Raw genomic sequence first — 25,559 nt, 5'->3', positions numbered from 1 at the left:
AATTTTTAAAAAATAAAAAAGGTAAATTTCAGTCGGTTCTTTTTAATTTATTGCCCGAATTTCATAAGAATTAAAGCAAAAACCGAATAATTTATCATGTCCTGATAATTAGCATCGATACCTTCCGAAACGATGGTTTTGCCTTGGTTATCTTCAATTTGTTTGACGCGCAGTAGTTTTTGCAGGATCAAATCGGTCAACGAACTCACGCGCATTTCACGCCAAGCTTCGCCGTAATCGTGGTTTTTGGCTTCCATTAGCGATTTGGTTAAAGCCACTTTTGAATCGTACAACTCGATGGCTTTTGCTAAGTCTAAATCAGGTTGTTCTACTACGCCCAAGTCCAATTGGATTAAAGCCATAATCGAATAATTGATGATTCCGATGAATTCACCGCTTTCGTCTTCGTCTACTTTTCGGATGTCATTTTGTTGCAAACTGCGAATGCGTTGTGCTTTGATAAAAATTTGGTCGGTTAACGACGGCAATCTCAAGATTCGCCAAGCGCTACCATAGTCTTTCATTTTGTTGATGTACAGTTGTCGGCAAATTGTGATTACCTTATCATATTCTTGAGAAGTATTACTCATTTCAGTGTATCTTTGTGTCAAATTTTCCCAAAAGTAAAGAATTTTTTTGATTGCCGAGGGATGAATTCAGTTTAGTAATTTCAGTTTTAAGGATATTTTAACGGAAGTCAGTCAAACCACAACTCATATAGGAAAATGACGATCAATTGTCGCGGAAATCTAATCGATTTAACGATTCCCAAAGTGATGGGCATCTTGAATGTAACGCCTAATTCTTTTTACGATGGTGGCAAGTATACCAATAACAATGCATTGCTGGACCAGGCCGAAAAAATGCTGGCTGAAGGCGCAACTTTCATCGATATTGGTGCGTATTCAAGTAAGCCGAGTGCCGAGTTTGTTTCGGAAGTCGAAGAAACCGAACGACTTGTTCCGGTTGTGAAACTCATACTGCAACATTTTCCTGAAGCCTTAATTTCTGTCGATACTTTTAGAGCCAAAGTGGCCAAAGCTGCTTTGGAAGCAGGTGCTTGTATAGTAAACGATATTGCTGCCGGTGGTTTAGACGAGCAAATGATGCAAACGGTAGCCGAGTTTCAAGTGCCGTACATCATGATGCACATGAAAGGCAATCCGCAAACCATGCAAAATTTGGCGCAATACAACAATATCACTAAAGAAGTATTATTTTATTTTTCAGAGAAAATAGCATTGGCTCGCAGTTATGGTATCAACGATTTGATTATAGATCCGGGTTTTGGTTTTGCTAAAACGACCGAACAAAACTTTGAACTGTTGGCTAATTTAGAGTTGTTTGATCGTTTGGAGTTACCAATATTAGTCGGCATTTCCCGAAAATCAATGATTTACAAAACCTTAGAAACTACAGCCGAGTTTGCGCTTAACGGCACCACGGTACTCAATACAATAGCTTTACAAAAAGGTAGTAATATTTTAAGAGTGCATGATGTGAAAGAAGCGATAGAATGCGTAAAATTGCACCAAAGTTTAATGGCTAAAAATTAAATCCCAAATTTCAAAAATGAAACCAATTGCTTTAATACTATTTTCACTGCTCATGCTGTCCTGCGGTAAGGATAAAGAAGTATTGTTGCCGGTTGCCCAAGAAACAATAGTAGCCGAAGTGAAAGATCATTCTCCGATTTATTTCTTTTTCGAAGCCAATGAAAAGGATACGGTGGTGAATGTCAATCGAAACAATTCTATCAGTTCTACCAATTGGCTGTTTAACATTGATAAGCGCTTGCCGTTGCGTAAAGTGATTTTGGAGATTAAAAAACTGCAAAATAAAAAAGACAAAAGCGCTCACAAAAATGAAGCTTCTGAAAACTATTTCACCTACACAGATACTGTAAAGAAAAATTTGGCGTTCATGCCGTTTACTGAAATTCGTTATAAATTGGAGAAACCCGATTTTAACATCCGTCATTTTTATTTAGACCGAAATGACTTAGTGCATTATGACGAGTTGGTTTTTTCTAAAAATCAGTTGGAACAATTTATCAACAAAATGCCGAATTCGAGAATTTATTTCTCTTTCGACAAAGGCATGTCGTTTGGGAAATACATCGAATACAAATTGTTTTTGAAGCATCTGAATATCACGCAAAAAGGCGTAACCATCAAAACCAAACGCGAGTACATCTACTAAACTCTAACTTCGTACTTCCAACTTCGTACTTTGTACTTTTTATTGATGATGATACGGTTCGTTGCGCAATATGGTAAAACCGCGATACAATTGTTCGATAAAGAATAACCGAACCATTTGATGCGAAAAAGTCATTTCGGAAAGCGAGACCTTGCCTTGTGCTTTTTTGTAAACCTCAGTGCTAAAGCCATACGGTCCGCCAATCACAAAAACTAAGGTTTTCGTACCCGAATTCATTTTCTTTTGCAGGTAATCCGAAAAACCTAAGCTTGAAAAGGTAGAACCGTTTTCATCCAGTAAAATCAATTGATCGGTCGGGGTTAATTTGCCTAAAATCAATTCGCCTTCTTTCTCTTTTTGTTGCGCTTCCGAAAGATTCTTAACGTTTTTGATATCGGGGATAATATCTAAATCAAACTTGATGTAAAAAGACAAGCGTTTGGTGTAATCGTCAATTAACGATTGTAAAGCCTTGTTGTCGGTTTTGCCAATGGCGATTAGCTTAATATTCATTATTCTTTATTTGAATCATAAAAGTCATAAGTTCTTTATCTGTCTTAATCGAACTTAAATGCCTTACATGGTGAAACTATTTATTCCAAATTTTCCAAGCCTTTTCCGCCTGTAATACTAACATTTCGTAACCGTTTTTGGTAATGGCGCCTTGTTGTTTGGCATTTTTCAGAAATGTCGTTTCTTCCGGATTGTAAATCAAATCGAAGGCAATGTGTTTGTCAGTAAAATAGTCGTAAGGAATAGGAGGAAAGGCCTCAATATTCGGACTCGTTCCTAATGGCGTGCAGTTGATGATAATTTGGTAATGGTCGAAAGTGGTTGCGTTGATTTGGTCGTAGTGGATACAGTTAGCTCCGACTTCACGAGAAACAAAAGTGTATAATAGACCAAGTTGTTCTAAAGCAAAAGCCACGGCTTTGGCAGCGCCGCCGGTTCCTAGAATAAGCGCTTTTTGATGGTAGGATTGGAGTAAAGGTTCCAAAGATTTCATAAAGCCATAATAATCCGAGTTGTAGCCTTTTAGATTTCCTTTTTTGGTAAACCGAATCACATTAACCGCTCCAATTTTAGCGGCTTTATCAGACAATTGGTCCAAATAGGGAATCACCGCTTCTTTATACGGAATGGTTACATTCAATCCTTTTAATTCCGGATTGTCAGCAATAATGGTCGGAAATGCTTCTATCGATTGGATGTCAAAGTTGTCATATGTACAATCCTCCAAATGACCCAAAGCAAACTTTTCGGTAAAGTACTTTTTGGAAAATGAATAGGCAATGTTTTTCCCAATCAGACCAAACTGTCTCTTCGACATTTATTCCGGTTTTTGATGTTTGGCAATATACTCTTGTACCGATGATCTCTCCCAAATTCTAGGAAATAATTCTGCTAAAATGGTGCTGTGTTTAGAGTTTAAACGTAAGCCGTTGCTCAAATGGAAATTGCCTTTTTCTTCTTCGTGTAAAGAGAAATGCAGTCCGGCTAATCGGTATTCAATCTCACACTCTTCCGGAAAATATTCCGAAGCCTGAATCAAGGTCAGTATCGCATTATTGGTTTCGCCCATGTTTTGCATCATGTCTACCCAAAACAACCAAGTGTCCAATTGGTAATCGCCAAACTCTACAGCTTTTCGGTAACCAAATTCGGCTTCTTCAAACAAATTCATGGCCTTGTTGATGGTCGCAAAACGCTTCCAATACAAACGATTTTGATCGTCTATGGCCAAGGCTTTATTGACATAAAACAAGGCTTTTTGGTAATTTTTTTGACGCACATAAAAATCGGTAATCGCAATCCAACCTTTGTCTAAAAGTGGATCTTCGTGTACAGTTTTGTTGAAATATTTTAAGGCTTCGACTTTGTTGCCTAGTTTCTCATAACATTTTCCGATGCGCAATAAGGCGTAGGAAGTCGGATCGTCTAACTCTATTGTACGTTTATAGCTTTCGATGGCTTCATCGTATCGTTTTAAACGCTCCAAGGCTTTCCCTTTTTCCATGAAAGCACCCAAAAATTCATCATCTATATAAGTAGCAAATTCAAACGAACGAACTGCATTTTCATAATCCTTTACACCGTAATACAAACGTCCGGATTGGTGCCAGGCAATTTCGCTGTAAGGGTTGCGGTCGATATACGTTTTAAGGTATTCAATGGCTTCTAAATTTTGGTCTAAAAACTCAAAACAATACACTACATTGTAAAGAGCCGATTGGTCTTCAAAATCTTCTTCCAAACATTTGATGAAGTTTTCTTTGGCCAATTCCAAATTGTCCATAAAAAGATATTCCATCCCGATTAAGTTGTACACATCGGCAAGGTCTTCCGTGTAGATTAGAGCGGTTTGTAAAAATTCAACCGCCTTTTCGTGATTGTCTCTTTTGGAATAAATATTGGCTTTTTGGATAAAAATTTCTTCGTTGGTAGGTTCAATGGCGTACAATTCGTTGAGTAATTTTTCTGCCTGATCCAATTTGTCTTCGTACACCAACATTTCTACTTGCACTAATTTTAATCCGGTAGATTTAGGGTGTTGTTCCAGTCCTAACTTCAAGGCTTTTTTGGCCAAAGTAGCTTTTCCCATGTCGAGGTAATGCAGAATGATTTCCTCAAATTCCTCTGAATCGAAAAATAAAACTTTGTTGGTTTTCAACATCGATTCAAATTTCGCTAAGGATAAGTTGTAGTCTTCTTCGTCGTGATCCAAGTGCATACCGGTAGGTGTTAAAATTATCCTTAATAAAATTAGGGAAATGGGGTTTGTATTATTGTTGGGCTAATTGATTGTTGTAAACAATTTAATTAACATTTTTTTGGTTTCGCGTTTCGGGTTCAAGGTTTCGGGTTCTAAAGACGTTTTTAAACTCGCAACTTGCCACTTTTTAACCTGAAACTATCTCATTCATTGCTTCAAGGATGATGGCGCAACCTTCTCTGATTTCGTCTTCAGAAATGGTGAGCGGCGGCGTAATTCTGATGGCACAACCTTCAAACAACAACCAAAACAAAATCAATCCTTTGTCTTGGCATTTGAAAATGACTTGGTTGGTAATTTCCGGGTCGCTGGTCATAGCCGCCAACATTAAGCCTCGTCCTCTTATTTCGGTTATCAAAGGATGTACCAAAAGTTCTCGGAATAGCTTTTCTTTGGCTAAAGATTGTTGTGCATAGTCTTTTTCCAGCACTTCTTGTAAAGTAGCCAAGCTGGCTGCCGCTATGACAGGATGTCCGCCAAAAGTGGTAATGTGTCCTAATTTCGGGTCGTGACTCAACAAATCCATGTGTTTTTCATTGGCAATAAATCCACCCACGGGCATACCGCCGGCCATACCTTTACCTATAATCACTACATCGGGTACCACATTGTAGTTTTCAAAACCGAATAATTTTCCGGTACGACCAAATCCGGGTTGGATTTCGTCTATAATCATCAGAGCGCCGACTTCCTCGCAGCGTTTTTTGACCTTAGCCAAGAAATCATTTTTCGGCTCAATAAAACCGGCTCCGCCTTGGATGCTTTCCAAAATAATTCCGGCGGTTTTGGTGGTGATTTTTTCTAAATCGGCTTCATTGTTAAACGTAATGAAATCGACATCCGGAATCAAAGGACGAAAAATTTGCTTGCGTTCTTCAAAACCCATTACACTCATCGAACCCATCGTGTTGCCGTGGTAGGCGTTGTGACACGAAATCAATTGGCTTCTTCTGGTCACGCGTCGCACTAATTTCAGAGCACCTTCGCAAGCTTCTGTACCGGAGTTGACCAAATAGATTTTGTTCAAACTCGGCGGTAAATGTTCGACCAATAATTTACAGTAAGCTACAGCCGGATGTTGGGCGTATTCACCGTAAACCATTACATGCGAATACTTGTTCAATTGGTCGATGATGGCCTGATTTACTCGCGGATGTTGGTGCCCTAACGAACAAGCGGAAACACCGGCTACAAAATCGAGGTATTTTTTATTATGAGTGTCGTAAATGTAAGAACCAACAGCATGTGATACTTCCATGCCTAACGGATAGGGTGAAGTTTGCGCTTGGTATTTTAAAAAATCTTCTTTCATGATATGTAGGTTGTCAGTTGTCAGTTATCGGTCATGAAATGAGACTGAAAGCTGAGACTATTGTACCTTGGGTTTTGCCCCGTTCTCTTTTTCTTTTTTGGCGGCTTTGGCTCTCGGATTTGGATTGTTTTTATCGTAATCCAAGGTTTCTTTGGAAGGCAAAAGCGGTTTGTTGTCCTGATCCATTTCGGCTTTGCGTTCGGTTTGAATTTTGGCGTCTAATTCGTTTTCTTCCACAGGGAAAATATCGTCTTTCGACTTAATGCGTTCATCGCCGCGCCATATAAATCCTCTCAATTTTCGGGCGTTTTCAGGCAAATCTTTCTCGGGATAAATATCGCCGTCAATTTGGTTGAAATTGGTGATGGTTTCGATAGTATTTTTATCCAAAACCATGTTGATTTTACTGCTGACGCTTTTGTTGATGCCGATTAGCTCTTGCTGGTCATTTCGCATGTAGTAAATGACTTCGGTGTTTTTAATGATGTCGACTTCCCGCAGTTTATTGTCTTCAAATTTTCCATATAGATTTTGCCCTTTCACTTGATTGTAACCGGTGCTGAGCGTGTCTTTTGAAATGATAAAAGCGTTATTTAGCACCTTAAGCGAATCCAATTTCTCCGTTTTATTATTACCGATAAGATGCATGACATCGCCGGTCATCTGGTTTTCATAGTTCCAAAGAATCGGATTTTTGATGAGTTTGGTCAGATTTGTTTTTTGGTCAGAATGGATTGAATCGCATTTACCGCTCATATCGGTTTTGTAAAAGCGTACGTTGTTAAAAGCTCTAACGATACGTTCGCCCGGTTTTCCAGTGATAATCATTTTTTTACCGTGTACATACATCGAGTCATTTTCTACCAAAGTAATGGCAACGGCTCTTTTGGTAATCATCATCGAATCTTTTTGGGTTTTCAGATTGCGATAAATTTCGGCGTAATGCCCTTTGATTAAGCCTTTGTTAATCGAATCGGTTATTTTAACATTGTTGGTAGCCGATGCATACTCCCGGTTTCTATCGTAATACAAACTGTCGCCTTCAATGCGTCGGTCCTTATATTTGATGTAGGATTTTCGTTTGAAATAGGCCAAATTCTTCTTAGTGTCGTAAAATCCTTTTTCGGTATAAATAAAATTCTCTTTACTGGTTATGGTTGACGGCCCAAACAAATAGGAGTGACCCGAATTGGTGTAATAATCCAAGTGATTCGATTTGATTGTGTATTTCGGATTGGTAATGGTTACAGCGGTTAAAAAACGAAACTTTTTCTCATTAGCATAATAACGTCCTGATTTACTCTTTAAAGTGTTTTCTCGGTTGGTAATGGTACCGTACGTATTGTAAAAAGCCTCTTGGGTATTGCGATCGAAGTTGATGGTATCGGTCACCAATCTCGATTCGGGAGAACGCATCACTACGTTTCCGGTAGCATAGGCTTGCTTGATCTCGCCATTGTATTCGGCGTATTTACTGTTTAGGAAAAGCGTATCGCCTTGCACCATTTGGACATCGCCGAAAGCTTTGAGGTAGTTTTCTTTTTCAAAAAAATAGGCCTTATTACAAGTAAAGACTACGCCTTCATGACTAATTCTGACATTGCCGCGGAGTAACAAGGCATCGGGGATTTCATCTTGATTTCTATCGGCAAAATCAGAATACTCTACATTTATGGTAGATGATTTCTTTTGTGCTGTAACCAGATTTATGGTTAATAAACAACATCCGATGTAAAAAAGTAACTTTCTCAAATGGTTGAATTTTTAATTCCTTCAGCTCAATTCTAAAGAATTGAGTGGGCAAATTTATGAAAATAGCAGCAATACAAGCCTTTATTAAGAATTATTTATGGTGTTCATATTACAATCATTTCTTTATATTTGTGACAACACTCAACGCTGTAATTGTTGGGATAATATGATATGAAAACAAAACTTTTACTGCTTATGGCTTTAAGTTGTACGATAAGTGCAACTGTAGCACAAAACAATAAAAATGTGCCAATGATGAAAAAAGTAGAGGCTGTAGAAAAGCCCCAAAAGTATGTCGTGTACCAAGTTTTTACCCGTTTGTTCGGTAACAAGAAAACCACCAATAAACCTTGGGGCACTATAGAAGAAAACGGTGTTGGGAAGTTCAGTGATTTTACCGATACTGCTTTGATGGAAATTAAAAAATTAGGCGTTACCCATATTTGGTATACCGGAGTACCACATCATGATGTAATTAGAGATTACACTAAATACGGTATTTCCAACGATGATCCCGATGTGGTAAAAGGTCGCGCCGGTTCACCTTATGCTGTTAAAGATTATTATAATGTAAATCCGGATTTGGCTGATAATCCGGCTAAAAGATTAGAGGAGTTTGAAGCGTTAATTTCACGCTCACACAAACATCGATTGAAAGTGATAATCGATATTGTGCCCAATCATATTGCACGTAACTATAAAGGATTAACCAACCCGAAAGGGGTAAAAGATTTTGGAGCCGACGATGATACTTCGGTAGAATATGCCCGCGACAACAATTTCTATTACATTCCGAATACTCCTTTTCAAGTGCCAACATCACCTGATTACAAACCGCTTAACGGTGAAGCCCATCCTTTAAGTGATGGAAAATTTGATGAGTTTCCGGCAAAGTGGACCGGCAACGGTTCGCGTATGGCCAAACCGGATATCAATGATTGGTATGAAACAGTAAAAGTAAATTATGGGGTAAGACCCGATGGCACCAAAGATTTTCCGGAATTGCCTGCCGGATATGACGAAAAGGATTATGCAGCGCATTACGCTTTTTGGAAAGACAAAGATGTGCCGAATTCTTGGAAAAAATTTCGTGATATTGCCTTGTATTGGATTGAAAAAGGCGTAGACGGTTTTCGTTATGACATGGCCGAAATGGTGCCGTATGAGTTTTGGAGTTATATGAACTCGAGTATCAAAATGAAAAACCCTAAAGCCTTTTTGTTGGCTGAAGTTTACAATCCGAAGGAATACCGCAATTATATCAAGTTGGGTAAAATGGATTATCTATACGATAAAGTAGAAACGTACGATCATTTGAAAGCGGTGATTAAAGGGAATGCCTTACCGGATGCCCTTTCAGATATTCAAAACAGTATGTCGGATATCGAACATCACATGCTACATTTTTTAGACAATCACGATGAACAGCGTTTGGCCAGTCCGGAATTTGCCGGCACACCTGAAAAAGGAAAACCGCTTATGGTAGTTTCGGCAACAATCAGTTCTTCTCCAACTATGATTTATTTCGGTCAAGAAGTTGGTGAACCGGGGAATGAAGATGCCGGTTTTGGGAAACGTTCCAGAACTTCTATTTTTGATTATATCGGTGTGCCTCATCACCAACGCTGGATGAATGGCGGTAAATTTGATGGTGGACAACTTTCCAAAAGTGAAAAAGCCTTGCGGGATTTTTACAGTCGTTTGCTCAACTTTACATTAAAGAGCAGCGCCATGTTAGGGAAATTCCAAGAGATTCAATCTGTGAATCGCAAAGAAACTCAAAATTACGATCAGGGATTGTATTCTTTCGTGCGTTACAGCGAAGAGGAAAAGTTGATAGTTGTAGCCAATTTTTCTTGGGTTACCACCAGTAAAATTGACTTAGTGATTCCTAATGATTTGATTGCCAGTTGGAAATTAGCCGATGGCAGTTATACGGTACAAGACCAATTGTACGGTAGCAGTAAAGTGCTTAATGTGGTTAACGGTAAAGGGACTATTCACTTAAATATCAAACCAAGCGAATCGTTTATCTTTAAATTATAAAAAGAAACCCTTTCAGTAATGAAAGGGTTTTTTAATTATCGCGTTATCGTTTGTTTTCTATCCGGTCCAACCGAAACTATTTTTATTGGTACTTCGACTTCTCTTTCTATGAATTCGATATACTCTTTTAATTCTATCGGTAGCGCATCATAAGTCGTCATTCCGGTTAAATCGGCCTGCCAACCTTTGAATTCAGTATATATCGGCGTTACGTTTTCTTCTTCTATATTGTAAGGCAAATGGTGAATCACTTCACCTTTGTAGTTGTAAGCGGTACAAACTTTAAGCGTATCAAAGCCTGAAAGGACATCGCCTTTCATCATCATCAATTGGGTTACGCCGTTAATTTGAATAGCGTATTTTAAAGCCACTAAATCTAACCAACCGCATCGTCTTTTTCTGCCGGTTACCGAGCCGAACTCGTTACCCACTTTAGCCATAATGTCGCCATCTTCGCCAAAATCTTCTGTTGGGAATGGTCCGGAACCTACACGAGTGGTGTAAGCTTTGAAAATACCGTACACTTCTTTGATTTTGTTAGGTGCAATGCCCAAACCGGTACAAGCGCCGGCTGCTGTGGTATTAGAAGAGGTTACAAACGGATACGTTCCGAAGTCAACGTCTAACAAGGAACCTTGAGCGCCTTCGCAAAGAATAGACTTGCCTTCTTTTTGAGCTTGTGCCAAATATTCTTCACTGTCGATGAAAGTGAGTTTCTTCAAATCTTCTATCGCTTCAAAGAATTCTTTCTCTAATTCAGGTAAGTTGTATTGGATGTTTACATCGTAAAACGCAATCATCGCTTCGTGCTTGTCGGCTAAAGCGCGGTATCTTTCTTTGAAGTCGGCCAGTTCGATATCGCCTACGCGAATACCATTACGCCCGGTTTTGTCCATATAAGTTGGTCCGATACCTTTTAAGGTTGAACCAATTTTGGCTTTCCCTTTAGCCGCTTCTGAAGCCGCATCTAATAAACGGTGTGTTGGTAAAATCAAATGTGCTTTTCTGGAAATAATCAATTTCGATTTCAAATCCAGGTTGAATTTGGCTAAGCCATCGATTTCACTTTTAAAAACTACAGGGTCAATTACGACGCCGTTTCCGATAATATTGATGTTGTTGCTGTGGAAAATCCCTGAAGGAATGGTTCTCAATACGTGTTTGATGCCATCAAATTCTAAAGTGTGTCCGGCGTTGGGACCGCCTTGGAAACGCGCAATGATGTCGTACTTTGAAGTCAGTACATCAACAATTTTTCCTTTTCCTTCATCGCCCCATTGTAATCCGAGTAGTAAATCTACAGTCATTGTGTTGTTGTGTTGTTGTGTTTTTGTTTGTAGTTAAGTTGTTTAGTTATGGTGTCGTTTTTTTAGTAGCGTAAAAATACAACGAGTGGTTGTGAATGTCTATCCCGAAGATATCCTCAATAGTTTGCTTTATGGTTTGTATTCTCGGGTCGCAAAACTCAATCACCTCGCCGGTATCGGTCATGATAACATGGTCGTGTTGTTTGTCGAAATACGACTTCTCATAATGTGCCTGATTTTGACCAAACTGGTGTTTGCGCACCAAACCACAATCTAACAAAAGCTCAATGGTGTTGTATAAGGTGGCTCTCGACACGCGGTAGTTTTTGTTTTTCATTTTGATGTACAAATTTTCGATATCAAAATGTTCCTCGCTATCGTAAATTTCCTGAAGAATAGCATAGCGTTCAGGGGTTTTACGATGTCCGTTATTTTCCAAGTACATCGTAAAAACATTTTTTACGGTTTCTTGATTTTTTAAATTATCGGATGCAATTTGTGTCATGCCACAAAGGTAATTTTTTTGTTTAAGGTTTCAAAGTTTAAGGTTCAAAGTTTCAAAACTCCCAACTCAATTCGTGTAGACTCTCGTTACTTTGTCCACACCGTCAATCTTTTTGATGTTGTCTATCAGCTTTTTAAGTATGTTGTTGTTTTGTACAATTACTGAAACTTGGCCGTTAAAAATCCCGGCTTCACCACTCAACGAGATGCTTTGGATGTTCACGTGCATGTTGTTCGAGATGACTTTGGTGAGTTCGTTGGTCAGTCCTAAACTGTCCATACCCGTAATTTTGAGCGTGGCTTTGAATTCTTGTTGGGTTGAATCAATCCACTTGGCCGGCATAATGCGATAGGCGTAGTTAGATTGTAGTGTAATAGCGTTTGGACAGTCTTTTTTGTGGACTTTAATCCCTTCGTTAATTGTAATAAATCCGAAAACTTCATCGCCCGGAATTGGGTTGCAACAGCTGGCTAATTTGTAATCGAGTTTGTCTTGTTCGGTACCGAAAACTAACAAATCGTAGTTTTTGCTCAATTCCGGTTTGTTGATTTCGTCGGGATTCGAGCTTGGAGAACGTTTGATTTTACTTTTGAAGAAGTTCATCAAACTGTTGCTCTTTTGAGCGGCAAAGTCTTTTAATTGCTGGTTTTCAATTGAACCGATACCAACGCGGTAAAACAAATCCAAGCTGGTTTTAAGTTTGAAGAAGTTGACCAATTCGTTTACCACACTTTCATTCAAAGTAATCTTTAAATGTTTCAGTTTACGCGTCAGCAATTCTTTTCCGTCTTCGGCGATTTTCTTGGTGTTTTCGTTGAGTACGTTTCGTATTTTATTTTTGGCGCGAGAAGTCGTCACATAGTCCAACCAGTTAATCGTTGGTTTCTGATGTACCGAAGTAATCACTTCAATTTGATCTCCGCTTTTGAGTTCGTGATTCAGCGGTACCAATTTTCCGTTCACGCGAGTTCCTCGGGTTTTGATACCGATTTCAGAGTGAATACTGAAGGCAAAATCTAAAGAAGTGGCGCCTTTGGGTAGCGATTTGATTTCTCCTTTTGGCGTAAAGACGAAGATTTCTTTCGCGTACAAGTTCATTTTGAAATCTTCCACAAAATCCACCGCGTTGGTTTCCGAACTTTCCAAAGCTTCTTTGAGCAAGTTCAGCCAAACGTCTAAGCCACTTTCCTCGGTAGCGCCTTGTTTGTATTTGTAGTGCGCCGCATAGCCTTTCTCGGCAATTTCATCCATGCGCTCGCTGCGTACCTGAATTTCCACCCAACGGCCTTTCGGTCCCATCACGGTAATGTGCAAAGCTTCATAACCAGTGGATTTGGGTTGGGAAATCCAATCGCGTAAACGACTCGGACTCGGGCGATAATGATCGGTTACGATGGAATAAATCTTCCAAGCCAGGAACTTTTCGTCGTGTAAATTGGATTTGTAAATGATGCGCAAGGCAAACTTATCGTAAACTTCATCGAAAGTCACATTTTGAGCCGCCATTTTTCTGCGGATGGAATAAATGGATTTCGGACGGCCTTTGATGGTGTATTCGATACCTTCTTCATCAAGTGACTTTTTTAAAACATCACAAATAGTAGCAATGTAAGCGTCTTGTTCTTCTTTGGTTTCTTTGATTTTACTAACAATATCGCGGTAAATTTCCGGCTCGGTATATTTTAAGCCCAAATCTTCGAGTTTGGTTTTGATGTTGTACAATCCCAATCGATGGGCGAGTGGCGCATAGATATAAAGCGTTTCCGAAGCAATTTTGACTTGTTTGTATTCCGGCATGGAATCCATAGTCTGCATATTGTGCAAACGATCGGCAATCTTGATTAGAATTACCCGAACGTCATCGTTTAAGGTCAGCAACATTTTACGGAAGTTTTCCGCTTGCATCGAAATGTTCATATCTTTTTTGACTTGCGCAATTTTGGTCAATCCTTCTACCAAGTGGGCAATTTTCGGATTGAACATGCGCTCGATGTCTTCAATAGTCACGTCGGTATCTTCTACCACATCGTGCATTAAGGCTGCTGCTATACTGCTGGCGCCCAAACCAATCTCGGAGGCTACAATTTTAGCCACACCAATCGGATGGAAAATATAGGCTTCACCGGATTTGCGGCGTTGGTCTTTGTGGGCATCTACAGCCACGTCAAAAGCTTTGCGAATCAGCTTTTTGTCAGCATCCGTCAGTGTTTGGTAACTGATGCGGAGTAATTCTTTGTATTCACGGGCAATGGCCTTGTTTTCTTCTTCTAAATCAATCTCAATCATAGCGCTTTCTTCAATTCCCTAAAAATAGGAATAAATGATGAAAATTCCAAGCGCTAAAATCTTGAAATTTCAACGGGAAATCGGAGACTATTTGAGGCGATAGAAATCTAAATCGTGAAAGTCATAACTAAAATCCGTCATAGGCGAAATCGCTTTCATTTTGAAGTGATTAACTTTGCCGTCGGCATCTACATCAAAGAAAATGTGTGCATCGGCATTGAAACTTCTCACGTTCCATTTTACCACGAAACTGTGGTCTTTTTGCCAGAAGATTTCACCTACCAATCGCTTAGAACGTTTGGAAGCGAAATACCATTTGCCTTTTTGCTCGTAAATCGTCACTTCTCCAAACCAATTGTCTTTGAAAGTTCCGGTATAGTTTCGGAAATCGATTTTAGTTTTAGCCTTTAAATTCTGATTGACTTCTACCCAAACTTCATCCGTTACTTTATCAGCGTTGTCTTCTTTGGCTCTGCGTTCCTGCCCGAAATAGGCTAAGTGATCAAACTTCGGCAAGCCCAAATAACTGTCTTTTATGGTATTCGAAATTACTGTGAAAGCCGCGCCGTTTTGTTGGTTGGTCAACACGATGATGCCCAACTTTACATCCGGAATCATAATAGTTTGGGTAACAATGCCATCTAAACCGCCGGTATGCGACACTTGCAAATGACCGTTGATGTCTTCCAAACGCCAGCCCAAACCGTAACAACGAAAATTAGAACTGTACGGGTACGGATTGTTCATCGGTAAAATGGTTTGCGGAGTCCACATTTCTTTCCATTGTTTTTCGGAGAATAGTTGTTGGTTTTCGCCATATTTTCCTTTGTCCATTTGTACAATCAACCAATGGCTCAAGTCGTTTACCGAAGCATACAATCCGGCCGCTGCATCAAAAATAGGATTGGTGTAACGCGGTACAATTTCCAGTTTGCCGTTGGTTGGCACATGCGGTACGACTACATTGGTGGTGTCTTTTAGTCTTCTCCATGACGAAGCGCTTTTGGTCATGCCGATAGGTTTCATCAAGCGTTCTTCTACAAAATCACACCAAGATTTACCCGACACTTTTTCAATCACTTCACCGGCAATCACGTACAACAAATTGTCGTAATCGTATTGGGTTCTGAAACCTGAAACCGGTTTCAAATATTGAATATTTCTCACGATGTCTTTGGGCGTAAAATCGTGTCCGTCGGGCCAAATCATCAAATCGCCGGCGCCTAATCCGAGTCCGCTTTTGTGCGTCAGTAAATCGCGTATAGTGAATTCTTCCGTTACATAATCGTTGTACATTTTGAACTCCGGCAAGTATTTTTTCACTTTATCGTCCCAATTGATTTTGCCCTCATCTACCAATATAGCCAAAGCCGAAGCGGTAAACGCCTTGCTGTTTGAGGCAATACCAACCAAAGTATTGGCGTCCATTTTTTGTTGCGTTTTGATGTTGGCAACACCGTAACCTTTGGCTAAAACTAGTTTACCGTCTTTTACAATGCCAACTGCGATGCCGGGCACATTAAAGGTTTTTAGGGTGTTTTCCACTAAAACATCTACTTCTTTTTCTGTAATTTGTGCATTTAATGAGAAGCTAGCCAATACTACCAGCCATGATAATTTAAAACTGCTTCGCCAATTCACTTTCGTTCGTGTCATAATTCATAATTCAAAATTCATAATTACTTAAATTCCCTTTGGCGTTTGGCTTCAAAAATCAAAATGGCGGCGGCTACCGAAACGTTCATGCTGTCGATGGCACCTTGCATGGGAATGATGATGTTTTGAGTGGCTTGTTCACGCCATGGTTGTGATAATCCGGTGGCTTCTGTGCCTACGACCAAAGCGGTAGGAGTAGTGTAGTTTTGGGTATGATAAGCCGTCGAATTCTGCAGCGTTGCACTGTAAAAATGGATGTTATTTTGTTGTAAAAAGGCAATCGTTTCATCAGTACTTGCTGTAGCGATTTGATTGGTGAACAAACAGCCAACGCTGGAGCGAACGATATTTGGGTTATACAAATCGGTTTTAGGATTGGCTATAATAACGGCATCGATTTTAGCCGCATCGCAAGTGCGCAACATGGCGCCAATATTCCCCGGTTTTTCTATCGCTTCCATCACTAAGATGAGCGGATTTTCGGGTAACTTCAAATCTGCTAAATTCAGCGATTTGGTTTGGGCTACAGCTATGATGCCTTCCGTGGTGTCGCGATACGCTAATTTTTGGTAGACTTCTTTCGAAATTTCGATGAGTTCCACCATATTAGGAATGCTTTTTTTAATTTCGGTCTCTGAAACCAATTCAGGTAAAAAAAGTATGGTTTCAATAGTGTAATTTCCTTTAATGGCCAGTTCCATTTCGCGCAAACCTTCAATCAAAAACTTGCCGGATTGCTTACGGGCTTTGGCTTTTTCCTGCAAAAGCACCAAAGATTTGATAAACGGATTTTGAGCGCTGGTGATTAGTTTCATGTCGTAAAAGTACTCACTTTTTACAAAATACCGCGGGCTTTAATTTCAAGGTATTTGTTGATGGTATCTAACGTAAGATTTTCCGGTTGGGTTAACACCGAATGGATACCGTATTTTTTGAGTTCGGTGACGATGAGTTTTTTCTCGAAGATGAATTTTTCGGCTATGACTTTGTCGTAAACATCCTGAATGGTATCGGCTTTTTTGTTAGTGATTTGGTACAGTTCGGTGTTTTGGAAAAAGACGACTACCAATAAATGACTTTTGGCAATCCCTTTTAAATATGGTAACTGTCGGTGCAAACCATCCATCGTTTCGAAGTTGGTGTATAAGATAATCAAACTGCGTTGGTTGATGTTTTTCTTAATGTCGGCGTACAAACGCGAGTAATCACTTTCGAAATAATCGGTTTTAACGTTGTATAAATTCTCGAGGATTTTTTGCATTTGCGAGGTTCGCTTTTCCGCCATCACGCGGTTTTCGACTTTTTTAGAGAACGAAAACATACCGGCTTTGTCCTGTTTTTTCAAGATGACATTCGACAATACCAAAGTCGCGTTAATGGCATAATCCAACAAACTCATTCCGCTAAAAGGCATTTTCATCACACGACCTTTGTCGATAGCCATGTAAATGTTTTGTGATTTTTCGTCTTGGTATTGGTTGACCATCAAACTGTTTTTCTTAGCTGTGGCTTTCCAGTTTAAGGTACGAATATCATCGCCGGGAACGTATTCTTTAATTTGCTCAAATTCCATCGTATGTCCGATACGGCGTATTTTTTTAACACCGTATTGGAATAAATTGTTGGAGAAGGCAATCAAATCGTATTTGCGCAATTGGATGTAGGACGGGTAAGTTGGCACCATCTGGTCTTTGTCGAAACGGTATCGTTTGGAAACCAATTGCAAAGGCGAAGAGACGTAAACGTTCAAAGAACCGAAAAAATATTCGCCTCGTTCAGTTGGTCGCAAATAGTATTGTACTTCGTCTTGTGCAGCGTTTTTAATCTTTCGTTTGATTTCAAAATTTCTGACTTGAAACTGAAACGGAATCTCGTCGATGATTTTGGTGTGAATCGCAAAAGTGTAAAAGTTTTTAACCCTTACTACAATCGGATTTTCATCGCCGTTGGAGAGTTTCTCTGGTGTGGTTCGGTGCGCTTCAACTCCGTTTTTATTGCTGAAAAGAATTAAAATATCTAATACCAAAAACACCAATACAATAAAGAGTAAATACCAAGTGGCATTGTATAAAACCGGAAACATAAAAGCCATACAAAACAGTACTATAATGCCGATAAGCAAATAGAAAAAGAAATTGTTGAGGTATAACTGTTTGAAAAATTTCATGTTAGTTTTCCGTTTTGTCGCACGCCGATTTATCTCGGGATTTCGATACTTTCAATAATTTGTTTGATGATTTCGATGCTGGTTAAGCCTTCCATTTCGCGTTCCGGCGTTACGATAACACGGTGTTGCAATACAGGAATCGCTGCATCTTTAATGTCTTCCGGTGTTACAAAATCTCGGCCACGAATGGCGGCAAATCCTTTGGCCGCATTTAAAATAGCGATTGAAGCTCTCGGTGATGCGCCTAAATACAAGAAGGCATTTTCTCGGGTATTCACTACCAATTTAGCGATGTATTCCAACAGGTTCGGTTCGACTAAAATTTGTTTTACCAATTGTTGGTAATTGATAATATCTTCACCGGATAATACTGTTTGGATGTTTTCTAACTTTCCTCTGTTTTGCAACGAATGCTCGCGGTTGATGATGTCGATTTCTTCGTTAAGCTTCGGATAATCAATGTTGATTTTGAATAGAAAACGGTCGAGTTGCGCTTCCGGCAAACGATAAGTGCCTTCTTGTTCGATTGGATTTTGTGTAGCCAATACGATAAACGGTTGCTCTAAAGTGTAGCAATGCCCGTCAATAGTAATTTGGCGTTCTTCCATTACTTCAAACAAAGCCGCTTGGGTTTTGGCCGGTGCACGGTTGATCTCGTCTATCAGTATTAAATTGGAAAATACCGGCCCTTTTTTGAACTCGAACTCAGATTTTTTTAAGTCGAATACCGAAGTCCCCAAGATGTCTGAAGGCATTAAATCGGGTGTAAACTGAATACGGCTGAAGTCGATCGAAAGGGTTTTGGCGATGATTTTCGCCGTCATGGTTTTGGCCACGCCCGGAACACCTTCGATCAATACGTGACCGTTGGCCAAAATGGACACCAACAATTGGTCGATCATTTTGTGTTGGCCTACAATAACCGTTTCCATTTCGGCTTTGATTTTATCAATGCTGGCGCGTAGCGGTTCCAAATTCAATCGGGACTCGAAATTTACATTTTCCTGAGCTTCGAAGTTTTCTGTATTTTCCATTAGCTGATGATTTTTTCTATTGCTTTATTGATTTCTATTAAATCAGTTTCGATACTTTGATGGTAGCTTTTCTTTTGATAATTAATCAAATATACTAAGTGTTCAATGTCTTTGATGTCTTTGCCGGTTTTGGCGTGTAGTTTTTTGATAAAGTTTTCGTCTAAAACTGCCGTGTCGATTAGGTATTCGTTGCGAACGCGTTCTAAGAAATAAATGATTTTTTTATCGATGAGGTTTTGGTGATTGCCTTCTTGATAATACAAATTCCCGATGGTTTTGGTAAAATCGACCGTGGTATTTGATAACGGTTTGATAATCGGAATTACTCTTTGACGTCTTTTGGCGTTGAAAATCATAAATACAACCATGCCAATCAAGAACAAATACCAAGCGTATTTCAAAGCCGGTTGACTCAAGATGTAACGCATGGGTGAACCCGATTCTGTTGCACCTTCCTGCTGTTTTACAAACCAATATACATTACCTTTCGGCAAATAAGACAAGACTTTTTCGGTGTATTGGTAGTGATTGTCTTTCAGTAAATGGTAATTGGTAAACGCTACCGGTTGCAGGTGAATATAAAAGTTTCCTTTTTTATAAGGCACTTTAATGAAATTGACGCGTTTGTTGTCTTTTCCGGATTGGTAACCTAAAATGGTGGTGCTTAATGTGTCAATACTGGAAAAATAGGTGTTTTTTCCGCCTTTAGATAAATCATATTTTTGGTTTCCTAAATTCGGATTAGCCAGCCAACAATCGATTTGTGATTTGAATTCGAAATCGGTATCGAGTTTAATATTAAGCGAATCAGTGAAGATTTTAGGTAATTGTTGCACACTCAAAAAGGCATTGTTTCCGTGACTTACAAAGTAGAACATCTCTTTGGTCGATTCGTTATCGATGACATAAGTATCGCAAACATTGAACAAAGTGCCTTTTATCTTGTAGTTGTCGACATCCTGAGTGTAATCGTAATTTTCGTCTAAAAACTCGTAAGCCGAAGTTCTTACTTTTTGGATTTTTTGCTCTTTGAAAATGGTTTTGCTTTCTTGGTCGAAGACATACAATCCGAACGGAATTTTATCTCTTAAAATATAGCTCGGCGACCAATCCACCGGTTTTGGTCGAACGGCATCAATATAAATCACTCCTGCTATCAGAACGACTAAAAAGAAGATGTATATTTTTAAAGTTCGGTTCATTATCTCAGTGATTGCAAGGTGTTTTCGAATGCTTTTTGGGCGTGTTTGAAAGTAGTGTCATTCATTTCAAATTCGCCGTACCAGATGTAATTGTACAAATACGATAGGTATTGGAAGTTGTCTTTCAGCTCTTTCGATTGAATTTCGTACAGGTAATCCGTGTTGGTTTTGTCCGCATGCCAATCAATGATATTGCGTTCGGATAACTTTTTCAACGTCCACAAATAATAATACCTTATGGCCAAACGGTGGTTGTTTTCTTTTAACGTTTTTTTCAATAGCTTTTCAAAGTCCACATGCACCAAGTTTTTCTCGATGTCATCGTCGTGGATGATTTTTTTGGTGGTAGATTTTCCGAAAACCCATTGCCCTTCTTTGTTTAATATGACTTTTACTATCAAATAAACGACGTAGATGACAATTAGCCCGGCTAAAACTTTCAATGTGATTTCGACATAATTAGAGGAAACTTTGGTATCAGATAAACCGAAAATTTTCTTAAACCAATAGGCCAACCATTCTTTGAATTTTTCCCAAGCACTTTTTTCAGCTAGTTTTACTTCGTATTGGAATTCATTAGAGTTGTATTTCGATTTTAAACTGGGTGTGAAAGCTATGTTTTCTTGCATGGGCGCTTGGTCTACTTTACATTTTTTTTCAAGTAAAGTGAGGGAGTCTCTTTCGGCCACAGACAAAGATTCCTGTGCCCAATTGGGCAGACTGAAAAGCAACCAAAAAAGAAGGAGAAGGGATTTATTCACTGCCAATTAAATCAATTGAGAAATCTGCACTTTTGTTTTCATCGAATTCCTGACGGCTGTAAAATACCACGCCTTGGTTTACCAGCAATAAGTTGTTAAGAATGTAACTCATTAACAGTGAAAACACCATCACGACAGTCATGATTAAAGTCAGGCCGGATACCGCGTTGTTATTGTTGATTCCGTCTTCTGTGGTAGTGAAAAATGAAATCAGTCCGAACATATAAGGAATCATGGTAAATATGGTCATGGTCACTTGAATGATAATATAAATCACCATACACGAGCCAACAATAGGGAAGTATTGTTTGGTTAAATGTTTGAATCCGTTACCATAGCTTTGGAAAACGCCTTTATCGGTATTGAGATATTCGTAGAAACTCAGCGTTACCCAGCAAAAAGCCGTTGGTATAGCAAACAGTATAAGCGGAATCCCGACTATGATGAAACAGAGTAAAAACAACAAGGTAAAAACCACCATCAATAAAGGTGTAATTAGGAAAATAGTCACCAGGAAAAAGACTAAAATTTTACCGAAATTAGCTTTGAATTGACTAAGAATTTCTTTGGTACCAAAGGATTTCCCGTTGTTTTTTTGGTATAAATCAAAATAAATTACCGGTATGGCATAACTAAGCATGCTTATGAGAATCATAAACAAAAGCAATCCTAAAGCAACCAATACCACCATCGGCATGTTGTTAGCTAAATAACTTTCCAAGTATTCCGAGTTGTTGCTGTTTGGGTCGATTTTCAGGAAAAAATCAAAATATACCTGAAATAAAAAGTAGGAAGTGGCCACCAAAATCAGCAGCATCGGACCGCTGATGGTGAAGTAATTTTTAAAATAATGTTTGCCGTTTTCTTTGAAAAACACAAAGGTATCACTTACGTAGTCTCCGAAATTTCTTCTTTTAAACAGGGTAAACATAATTATCGATTTAGTTTTTTATGAACAAGTGTTGGAAAAATCAAAAAATAAAAAGAAATCAGTGAAAGCGTTCCTAATATTATGACCACATTCAGCCAATTCGGCATTTCTATAGCGTATCGGGTGACAAAACCTTCTAATAATCCCGCGGCAATAGTGAACGGAACGGTACTTAAAAAGATTTTTAAACTGTCTTTAAACCCAATTTTAAACGAATTCAATCGGGAGAAAGTTTTCGGAAACAGGATAGAAGCACCCAGGATAAATCCGCAAGCCGATTCGATTACAATGGCAAAAATTTCCATGGAACCGTGTATCCAAATTCCGCTGACACTTTCCCAAAATACGCCGTGTTGGTAGAAGAAATATTGGAACGAGCCCAGCATAATACAGTTCTGAATCAAAACAAAAAATGTTCCCACACCACCAAAAATACCATAAATAAAGCATCGAACACCCACAAAAAGATTGTTTAAAGTGATGGCAATAAATCCACCCCAATTGCTGCCAGATTTGTAAACCGCTACCGGATTTCCCTTTTCGATGTTTTCTAAAGTCATGTTCACATAACCGTCGCCCAAGATGAGTCGGACAAAATCCTGATCGTATTTGGCTGAAACTACACCGATAGCAACGGTAGCAAAAAACAGGATAAAAGCATAAAGCAAATATCTTCGGTACTGGTAAACGAGCAAAGGCACTTCAATGGAGAAAAAATAAACCAATCTATTTTGCTCTTCGCGTTTGGTTTTATAAATTTTCTGATAAATTTGTGAAGCCAAATAATTCAGATAAACTACGGTTTTACTTTTGGGATAGTAGGTTTGAGCATACGACAAATCGTTGACCAAATGGATGTATAAACTAGCCATTTCATCAGGATTTTTTTTAGTTTTACCAAAAATAGCCTGCTCAAAGTCGAGCCACTTTTGTTTGTTTTGTTTTATAAATGCTACTTCCCTCATGGAAGGCTAAAATAAGAATTATGTCACAACTTTCTATCAATACAACCCAAAATGTTGTTATAAATTTTACAGCGGCTTCCGTTGGGGAACGGATTGGAGCGTATATGCTTGATTTTCTGGTAAAAGCAGCTTATTTTATCATTGTCTATTATGTGTTTTTCAGCTTTTTTCAAATTGACCGATGGCTGAATCAATTGGACCGATGGTCACAAATGGCTGTGTATATGGTGTTTTTTCTGCCGATTGCTTTTTATTCTTTAGTTCAAGAATCTTTGATGGAAGGGCAAACCTTAGGCAAAAAAATCCTCAAAATAAAAGTGGTTAAAATAGACGGATATCAAGCTTCTTTTGGCGATTACTTAATTCGTTGGTTGTTTCGAGTGATAGACATTTCCATCGGAAGCGGTATCATCGGTTTGATTGCTATGGTAGTCAACAGCAAAACCCAAAGACTAGGGGATATGTCTGCCGGAACTGCAGTGATTACGCTTAAAAATAAAGTAACCATTAACAGTACTATTTTAGAAGATATAGGCGAGGAATACCAGCCCAAATATCCCTTGGTTATTAAATTATCGGATAACGATGCCCGCATCATTAAAGAAACGTTTCATAACGCTATGAAGTCGAATGATTTTGTAGTTTTGAATAAATTGACGGCCAAAATTGAACAAGTGACCGGAATTAAAAATGAATTGGGAAGTACCAGAGATTTTATCCAAACTGTTTTAAAAGATTACAACTACTACACCCAAAGTATGTAGTTTAATGTACGATGTAAACGTAACCGGTTAAGGGTTCGGGATAATCCGAATCATTCAGATAAATGACATAATAGTAAGTGCCGTCGGGGACATTTTTGGTACCTAAACCTTCTTTAGCAGTACCGTCCCATTTGTTACTGGTTTGATTGCCGGTCCAAATTAATTTACCCCAACGATTGTAAATTTCTATTCTGTAATCCATAAAAATATTATCCAATCCTTTAACGGTAAATGCATCATTCAATCCGTCCTGATTGGCCGATATGAAATTGTAAACTGTTGGCGGACAATTACGCACCGTCAACACAAAAGAAGTTATACTGTAGCAATTTCCATTGTCAATTCGAACAAAAATTTCTTTCGGAGTTGCGTTAGCCAAGTAGTTAGTAGTATTGAGTATCGGATTCTCCTCATTAACAGCCTCGGTCATACTTTCATAGAAATCAACAGTATGTGTTGCGTCTGTTTTAACCAAATCGGCATGGCCTGAAAAGTTGAAGGTTCCTTGCGTTAATCCTTCATTACAAGCTTCCAGCGTTGGTAAAAGATTAAATTCCGGCGATGTTTCTAAAGTAACCCAGGTACTGAAATCATTATTGTTTTCTTGCATCTCGATTACTGTACCGGTTCCATCGCCTTTGTCATCAACCACTAGCGTCAATTCAAAATTATTCGGAATGGTATCGGGAATTAGGATGGTAGTTTGTCCGTTTAAAGAACCGTTAATCGGAATGGGCGCAACAGTCTCAAAGGTAGTTACCGCTGTATTGTTTACATAAGCGGTTATCGGAGTATCTATCGGTAATGGTCCTGTGCAATTCAAATTAAATACAGTATAATCAATGGTAATCGTTCTCGAGTTGCATTCTTTTGAAACGTTGTTAATAGCAATACTACCATCCGGTACTTGGCTGTTGAGTTTGGTTACTACCGAGTTAATCATCACAAAATCTTGAGAAGAAGAAAGCGTAATCTCGGCTTTGTTATCACCAATTTGTATGTTGTTCTGTATGTTGTAGATGTCTAAATCCATGTTGTACAATGTGGTGCTTCCGGTGATAGAGTTGGTACTGTTAAATACATTGTTAGATGGATTTTGCGCATTAAATAGCAAATCGCCGTTAATTCGGAACTCTTCAGTAGCTAAGATGGAATCGCCTTCCCAAGCCAAAAAACCGACTTTAGAGTTTTGATTGTCCACTACATTAAGATTGTTCAAAGTGATATTAAGATCATCCGGTACTGCTTCTAATCCGTCGTATATATTGATTTGATTTAGAGGTAAACTCGGTCGGCTGAATACTATAAGGATAGCCCATCCGGCAAAATTAGTTCGTCTTTGTAAATGCAATGGAACGTAAGCGGAAACATCTAAATCAGACAAAGTATAATTCCCGTTTCCGGTAGTTTGAACAAGGTTAGTAATGTTTTTAAAGGCACTGAAATAGGTAAATGTTTGACCATCGAAATCTCGTTCATAACTAAATGTTCTGTCCGGTGTGATACTGGTGGCATTCAACTGGACATTGAAGTCTCCATCTCCGCAACCTGCCCAATATAAGTAGGCTCTGAGAACTGTAGCATCGGAATTCAAATTCAAATTGGCGGAAGACGAAGTTATGGTGACCGGACTGTTGACCGCATTGTTTTCCTCTGTGTTTAGGGTGTTTCCGATAAAAGTAAAATCGTAAGTGCCGTTGAGTTGCTCATAAAGTGAAATATCCTGACTTCTCACACAGTAAATGTGGAGAAAGAAAACAATAAAACACATCAATTTTCGTTTTAAATTCAAGGCAAAACACAATTTATTAGGTTAAAAATAAGTAATTATTTTGGATATCGCATTTTTTCAAGGGAATGCCATTAAAAAAATAATGATTAATTTTCCGAAGTTTT

22 protein-coding genes are annotated in these 25,559 nt (G+C 38.8%); 4 read left to right on the top strand and 18 right to left on the bottom strand.

Annotation, left to right across the window (positions count from 1 at the left end):
* Positions 1 to 47: 47 nt before the first annotated feature.
* Positions 48 to 590 (bottom strand): DUF1599 domain-containing protein, encoded by a 543-nt coding sequence (locus Q0M21_RS08455; protein WP_295337018.1) that lies wholly within the window; start codon positions 588 to 590, stop codon positions 48 to 50.
* 135 nt (positions 591 to 725) lie between these two features.
* Here Q0M21_RS08455 and folP point away from each other — a divergent pair, with 135 nt between their 5' ends.
* Both folP and Q0M21_RS08445 read left to right on the top strand, forming a co-directional pair.
* Entirely contained in the window at positions 726 to 1,556 is an 831-nt protein-coding gene (gene folP / locus Q0M21_RS08450; protein WP_295337015.1) for a dihydropteroate synthase, read from the top strand.
* Between the two features lie 16 nt (positions 1,557 to 1,572).
* Positions 1,573 to 2,202: a hypothetical protein gene (locus tag Q0M21_RS08445; protein WP_295337013.1), complete on the top strand. Its 630-nt coding sequence runs from the start codon at positions 1,573 to 1,575 to the stop codon at positions 2,200 to 2,202.
* A gap of 39 nt (positions 2,203 to 2,241) precedes the next feature.
* Here the strand turns inward: Q0M21_RS08445 and rlmH are convergent, their stop codons facing one another.
* The 5 genes from rlmH to Q0M21_RS08420 form a co-directional block, all read right to left on the bottom strand.
* The gene (gene rlmH, locus Q0M21_RS08440; protein ID WP_295337010.1) at positions 2,242 to 2,715 is read right to left on the bottom strand and encodes a 23S rRNA (pseudouridine(1915)-N(3))-methyltransferase RlmH; all 474 of its coding nucleotides are present in this window, start codon (positions 2,713 to 2,715) and stop codon (positions 2,242 to 2,244) included.
* Positions 2,716 to 2,791: 76 nt separating this feature from the next.
* Positions 2,792 to 3,532 (bottom strand): shikimate dehydrogenase, encoded by a 741-nt coding sequence (locus tag Q0M21_RS08435; RefSeq protein ID WP_295337007.1) that lies wholly within the window; start codon positions 3,530 to 3,532, stop codon positions 2,792 to 2,794.
* Positions 3,533 to 4,933: a tetratricopeptide repeat protein gene (locus Q0M21_RS08430; RefSeq protein ID WP_295337004.1), complete on the bottom strand. Its 1,401-nt coding sequence runs from the start codon at positions 4,931 to 4,933 to the stop codon at positions 3,533 to 3,535.
* A 169-nt stretch (positions 4,934 to 5,102) separates the two neighbouring features.
* Positions 5,103 to 6,287: an aspartate aminotransferase family protein gene (locus Q0M21_RS08425; protein ID WP_295337002.1), complete on the bottom strand. Its 1,185-nt coding sequence runs from the start codon at positions 6,285 to 6,287 to the stop codon at positions 5,103 to 5,105.
* 57 nt (positions 6,288 to 6,344) lie between these two features.
* A complete protein-coding gene (locus tag Q0M21_RS08420) occupies positions 6,345 to 8,039 on the bottom strand; it encodes an OstA-like protein (protein WP_295337000.1) in 1,695 nt (564 codons plus the stop codon).
* A gap of 171 nt (positions 8,040 to 8,210) precedes the next feature.
* Here Q0M21_RS08420 and Q0M21_RS08415 point away from each other — a divergent pair, with 171 nt between their 5' ends.
* Positions 8,211 to 10,085, top strand: coding sequence for an alpha-amylase family protein (locus Q0M21_RS08415; protein ID WP_295336997.1), 1,875 nt, complete (start codon positions 8,211 to 8,213; stop codon positions 10,083 to 10,085).
* 35 nt (positions 10,086 to 10,120) lie between these two features.
* On the opposite strand, the gene Q0M21_RS08410 is transcribed toward Q0M21_RS08415, so the two are convergent.
* The 11 genes from Q0M21_RS08410 to Q0M21_RS08360 form a co-directional block, all read right to left on the bottom strand.
* Positions 10,121 to 11,392: an adenylosuccinate synthase gene (locus Q0M21_RS08410; RefSeq protein WP_295336995.1), complete on the bottom strand. Its 1,272-nt coding sequence runs from the start codon at positions 11,390 to 11,392 to the stop codon at positions 10,121 to 10,123.
* Positions 11,393 to 11,438: 46 nt separating this feature from the next.
* Entirely contained in the window at positions 11,439 to 11,897 is a 459-nt protein-coding gene (locus Q0M21_RS08405; RefSeq protein WP_295336992.1) for a Fur family transcriptional regulator, read from the bottom strand.
* Positions 11,898 to 11,963: 66 nt separating this feature from the next.
* Positions 11,964 to 14,183 (bottom strand): RelA/SpoT family protein, encoded by a 2,220-nt coding sequence (locus tag Q0M21_RS08400; RefSeq protein ID WP_295336989.1) that lies wholly within the window; start codon positions 14,181 to 14,183, stop codon positions 11,964 to 11,966.
* A gap of 87 nt (positions 14,184 to 14,270) precedes the next feature.
* Complete coding sequence (locus tag Q0M21_RS08395; protein ID WP_295336986.1) at positions 14,271 to 15,839, bottom strand: serine hydrolase; 1,569 nt, start codon at positions 15,837 to 15,839, stop codon at positions 14,271 to 14,273.
* A gap of 23 nt (positions 15,840 to 15,862) precedes the next feature.
* Complete coding sequence (locus Q0M21_RS08390) at positions 15,863 to 16,654, bottom strand: RNA methyltransferase (RefSeq protein WP_295336983.1); 792 nt, start codon at positions 16,652 to 16,654, stop codon at positions 15,863 to 15,865.
* A 20-nt stretch (positions 16,655 to 16,674) separates the two neighbouring features.
* Positions 16,675 to 18,006, bottom strand: a complete 1,332-nt coding sequence (locus Q0M21_RS08385) for a DUF58 domain-containing protein (RefSeq protein ID WP_295336980.1) — start codon at positions 18,004 to 18,006, stop codon at positions 16,675 to 16,677.
* 29 nt (positions 18,007 to 18,035) lie between these two features.
* The gene (locus Q0M21_RS08380; protein WP_295336977.1) at positions 18,036 to 19,040 is read right to left on the bottom strand and encodes a MoxR family ATPase; all 1,005 of its coding nucleotides are present in this window, start codon (positions 19,038 to 19,040) and stop codon (positions 18,036 to 18,038) included.
* A complete protein-coding gene (locus Q0M21_RS08375; RefSeq protein WP_295336974.1) occupies positions 19,040 to 20,242 on the bottom strand; it encodes a DUF4350 domain-containing protein in 1,203 nt (400 codons plus the stop codon). Before Q0M21_RS08375 ends, Q0M21_RS08380 begins: the two co-directional genes overlap by 1 nt.
* Positions 20,242 to 21,003 carry a DUF4129 domain-containing protein gene (locus tag Q0M21_RS08370; protein WP_295336972.1) on the bottom strand — a complete coding sequence of 254 codons (762 nt, stop codon included), beginning with the start codon at positions 21,001 to 21,003 and terminating at the stop codon, positions 20,242 to 20,244. Before Q0M21_RS08370 ends, Q0M21_RS08375 begins: the two co-directional genes overlap by 1 nt.
* Positions 20,996 to 21,934 (bottom strand): hypothetical protein, encoded by a 939-nt coding sequence (locus Q0M21_RS08365; RefSeq protein ID WP_295336969.1) that lies wholly within the window; start codon positions 21,932 to 21,934, stop codon positions 20,996 to 20,998. The genes Q0M21_RS08370 and Q0M21_RS08365 overlap by 8 nt, the downstream gene beginning before the upstream one ends.
* Positions 21,935 to 21,936: 2 nt before the next feature.
* Entirely contained in the window at positions 21,937 to 22,899 is a 963-nt protein-coding gene (locus Q0M21_RS08360; RefSeq protein ID WP_295336966.1) for a stage II sporulation protein M, read from the bottom strand.
* Between the two features lie 20 nt (positions 22,900 to 22,919).
* Between Q0M21_RS08360 and Q0M21_RS08355 the strand changes: the two genes are divergently transcribed.
* The gene (locus tag Q0M21_RS08355) at positions 22,920 to 23,663 is read left to right on the top strand and encodes an RDD family protein (RefSeq protein WP_295336963.1); all 744 of its coding nucleotides are present in this window, start codon (positions 22,920 to 22,922) and stop codon (positions 23,661 to 23,663) included.
* Between the two features lies 1 nt (position 23,664).
* On the opposite strand, the gene Q0M21_RS08350 is transcribed toward Q0M21_RS08355, so the two are convergent.
* Positions 23,665 to 25,434: a gliding motility-associated C-terminal domain-containing protein gene (locus Q0M21_RS08350; RefSeq protein ID WP_295336960.1), complete on the bottom strand. Its 1,770-nt coding sequence runs from the start codon at positions 25,432 to 25,434 to the stop codon at positions 23,665 to 23,667.
* Positions 25,435 to 25,559: the final 125 nt, after the last annotated feature.

It is taken from the genome of Flavobacterium sp. (genome assembly GCF_024710485.1).
Lineage (GTDB): Bacteria > Bacteroidota > Bacteroidia > Flavobacteriales > Flavobacteriaceae > Flavobacterium.
This window is presented reverse-complemented; position numbering and strand designations above follow the sequence as displayed.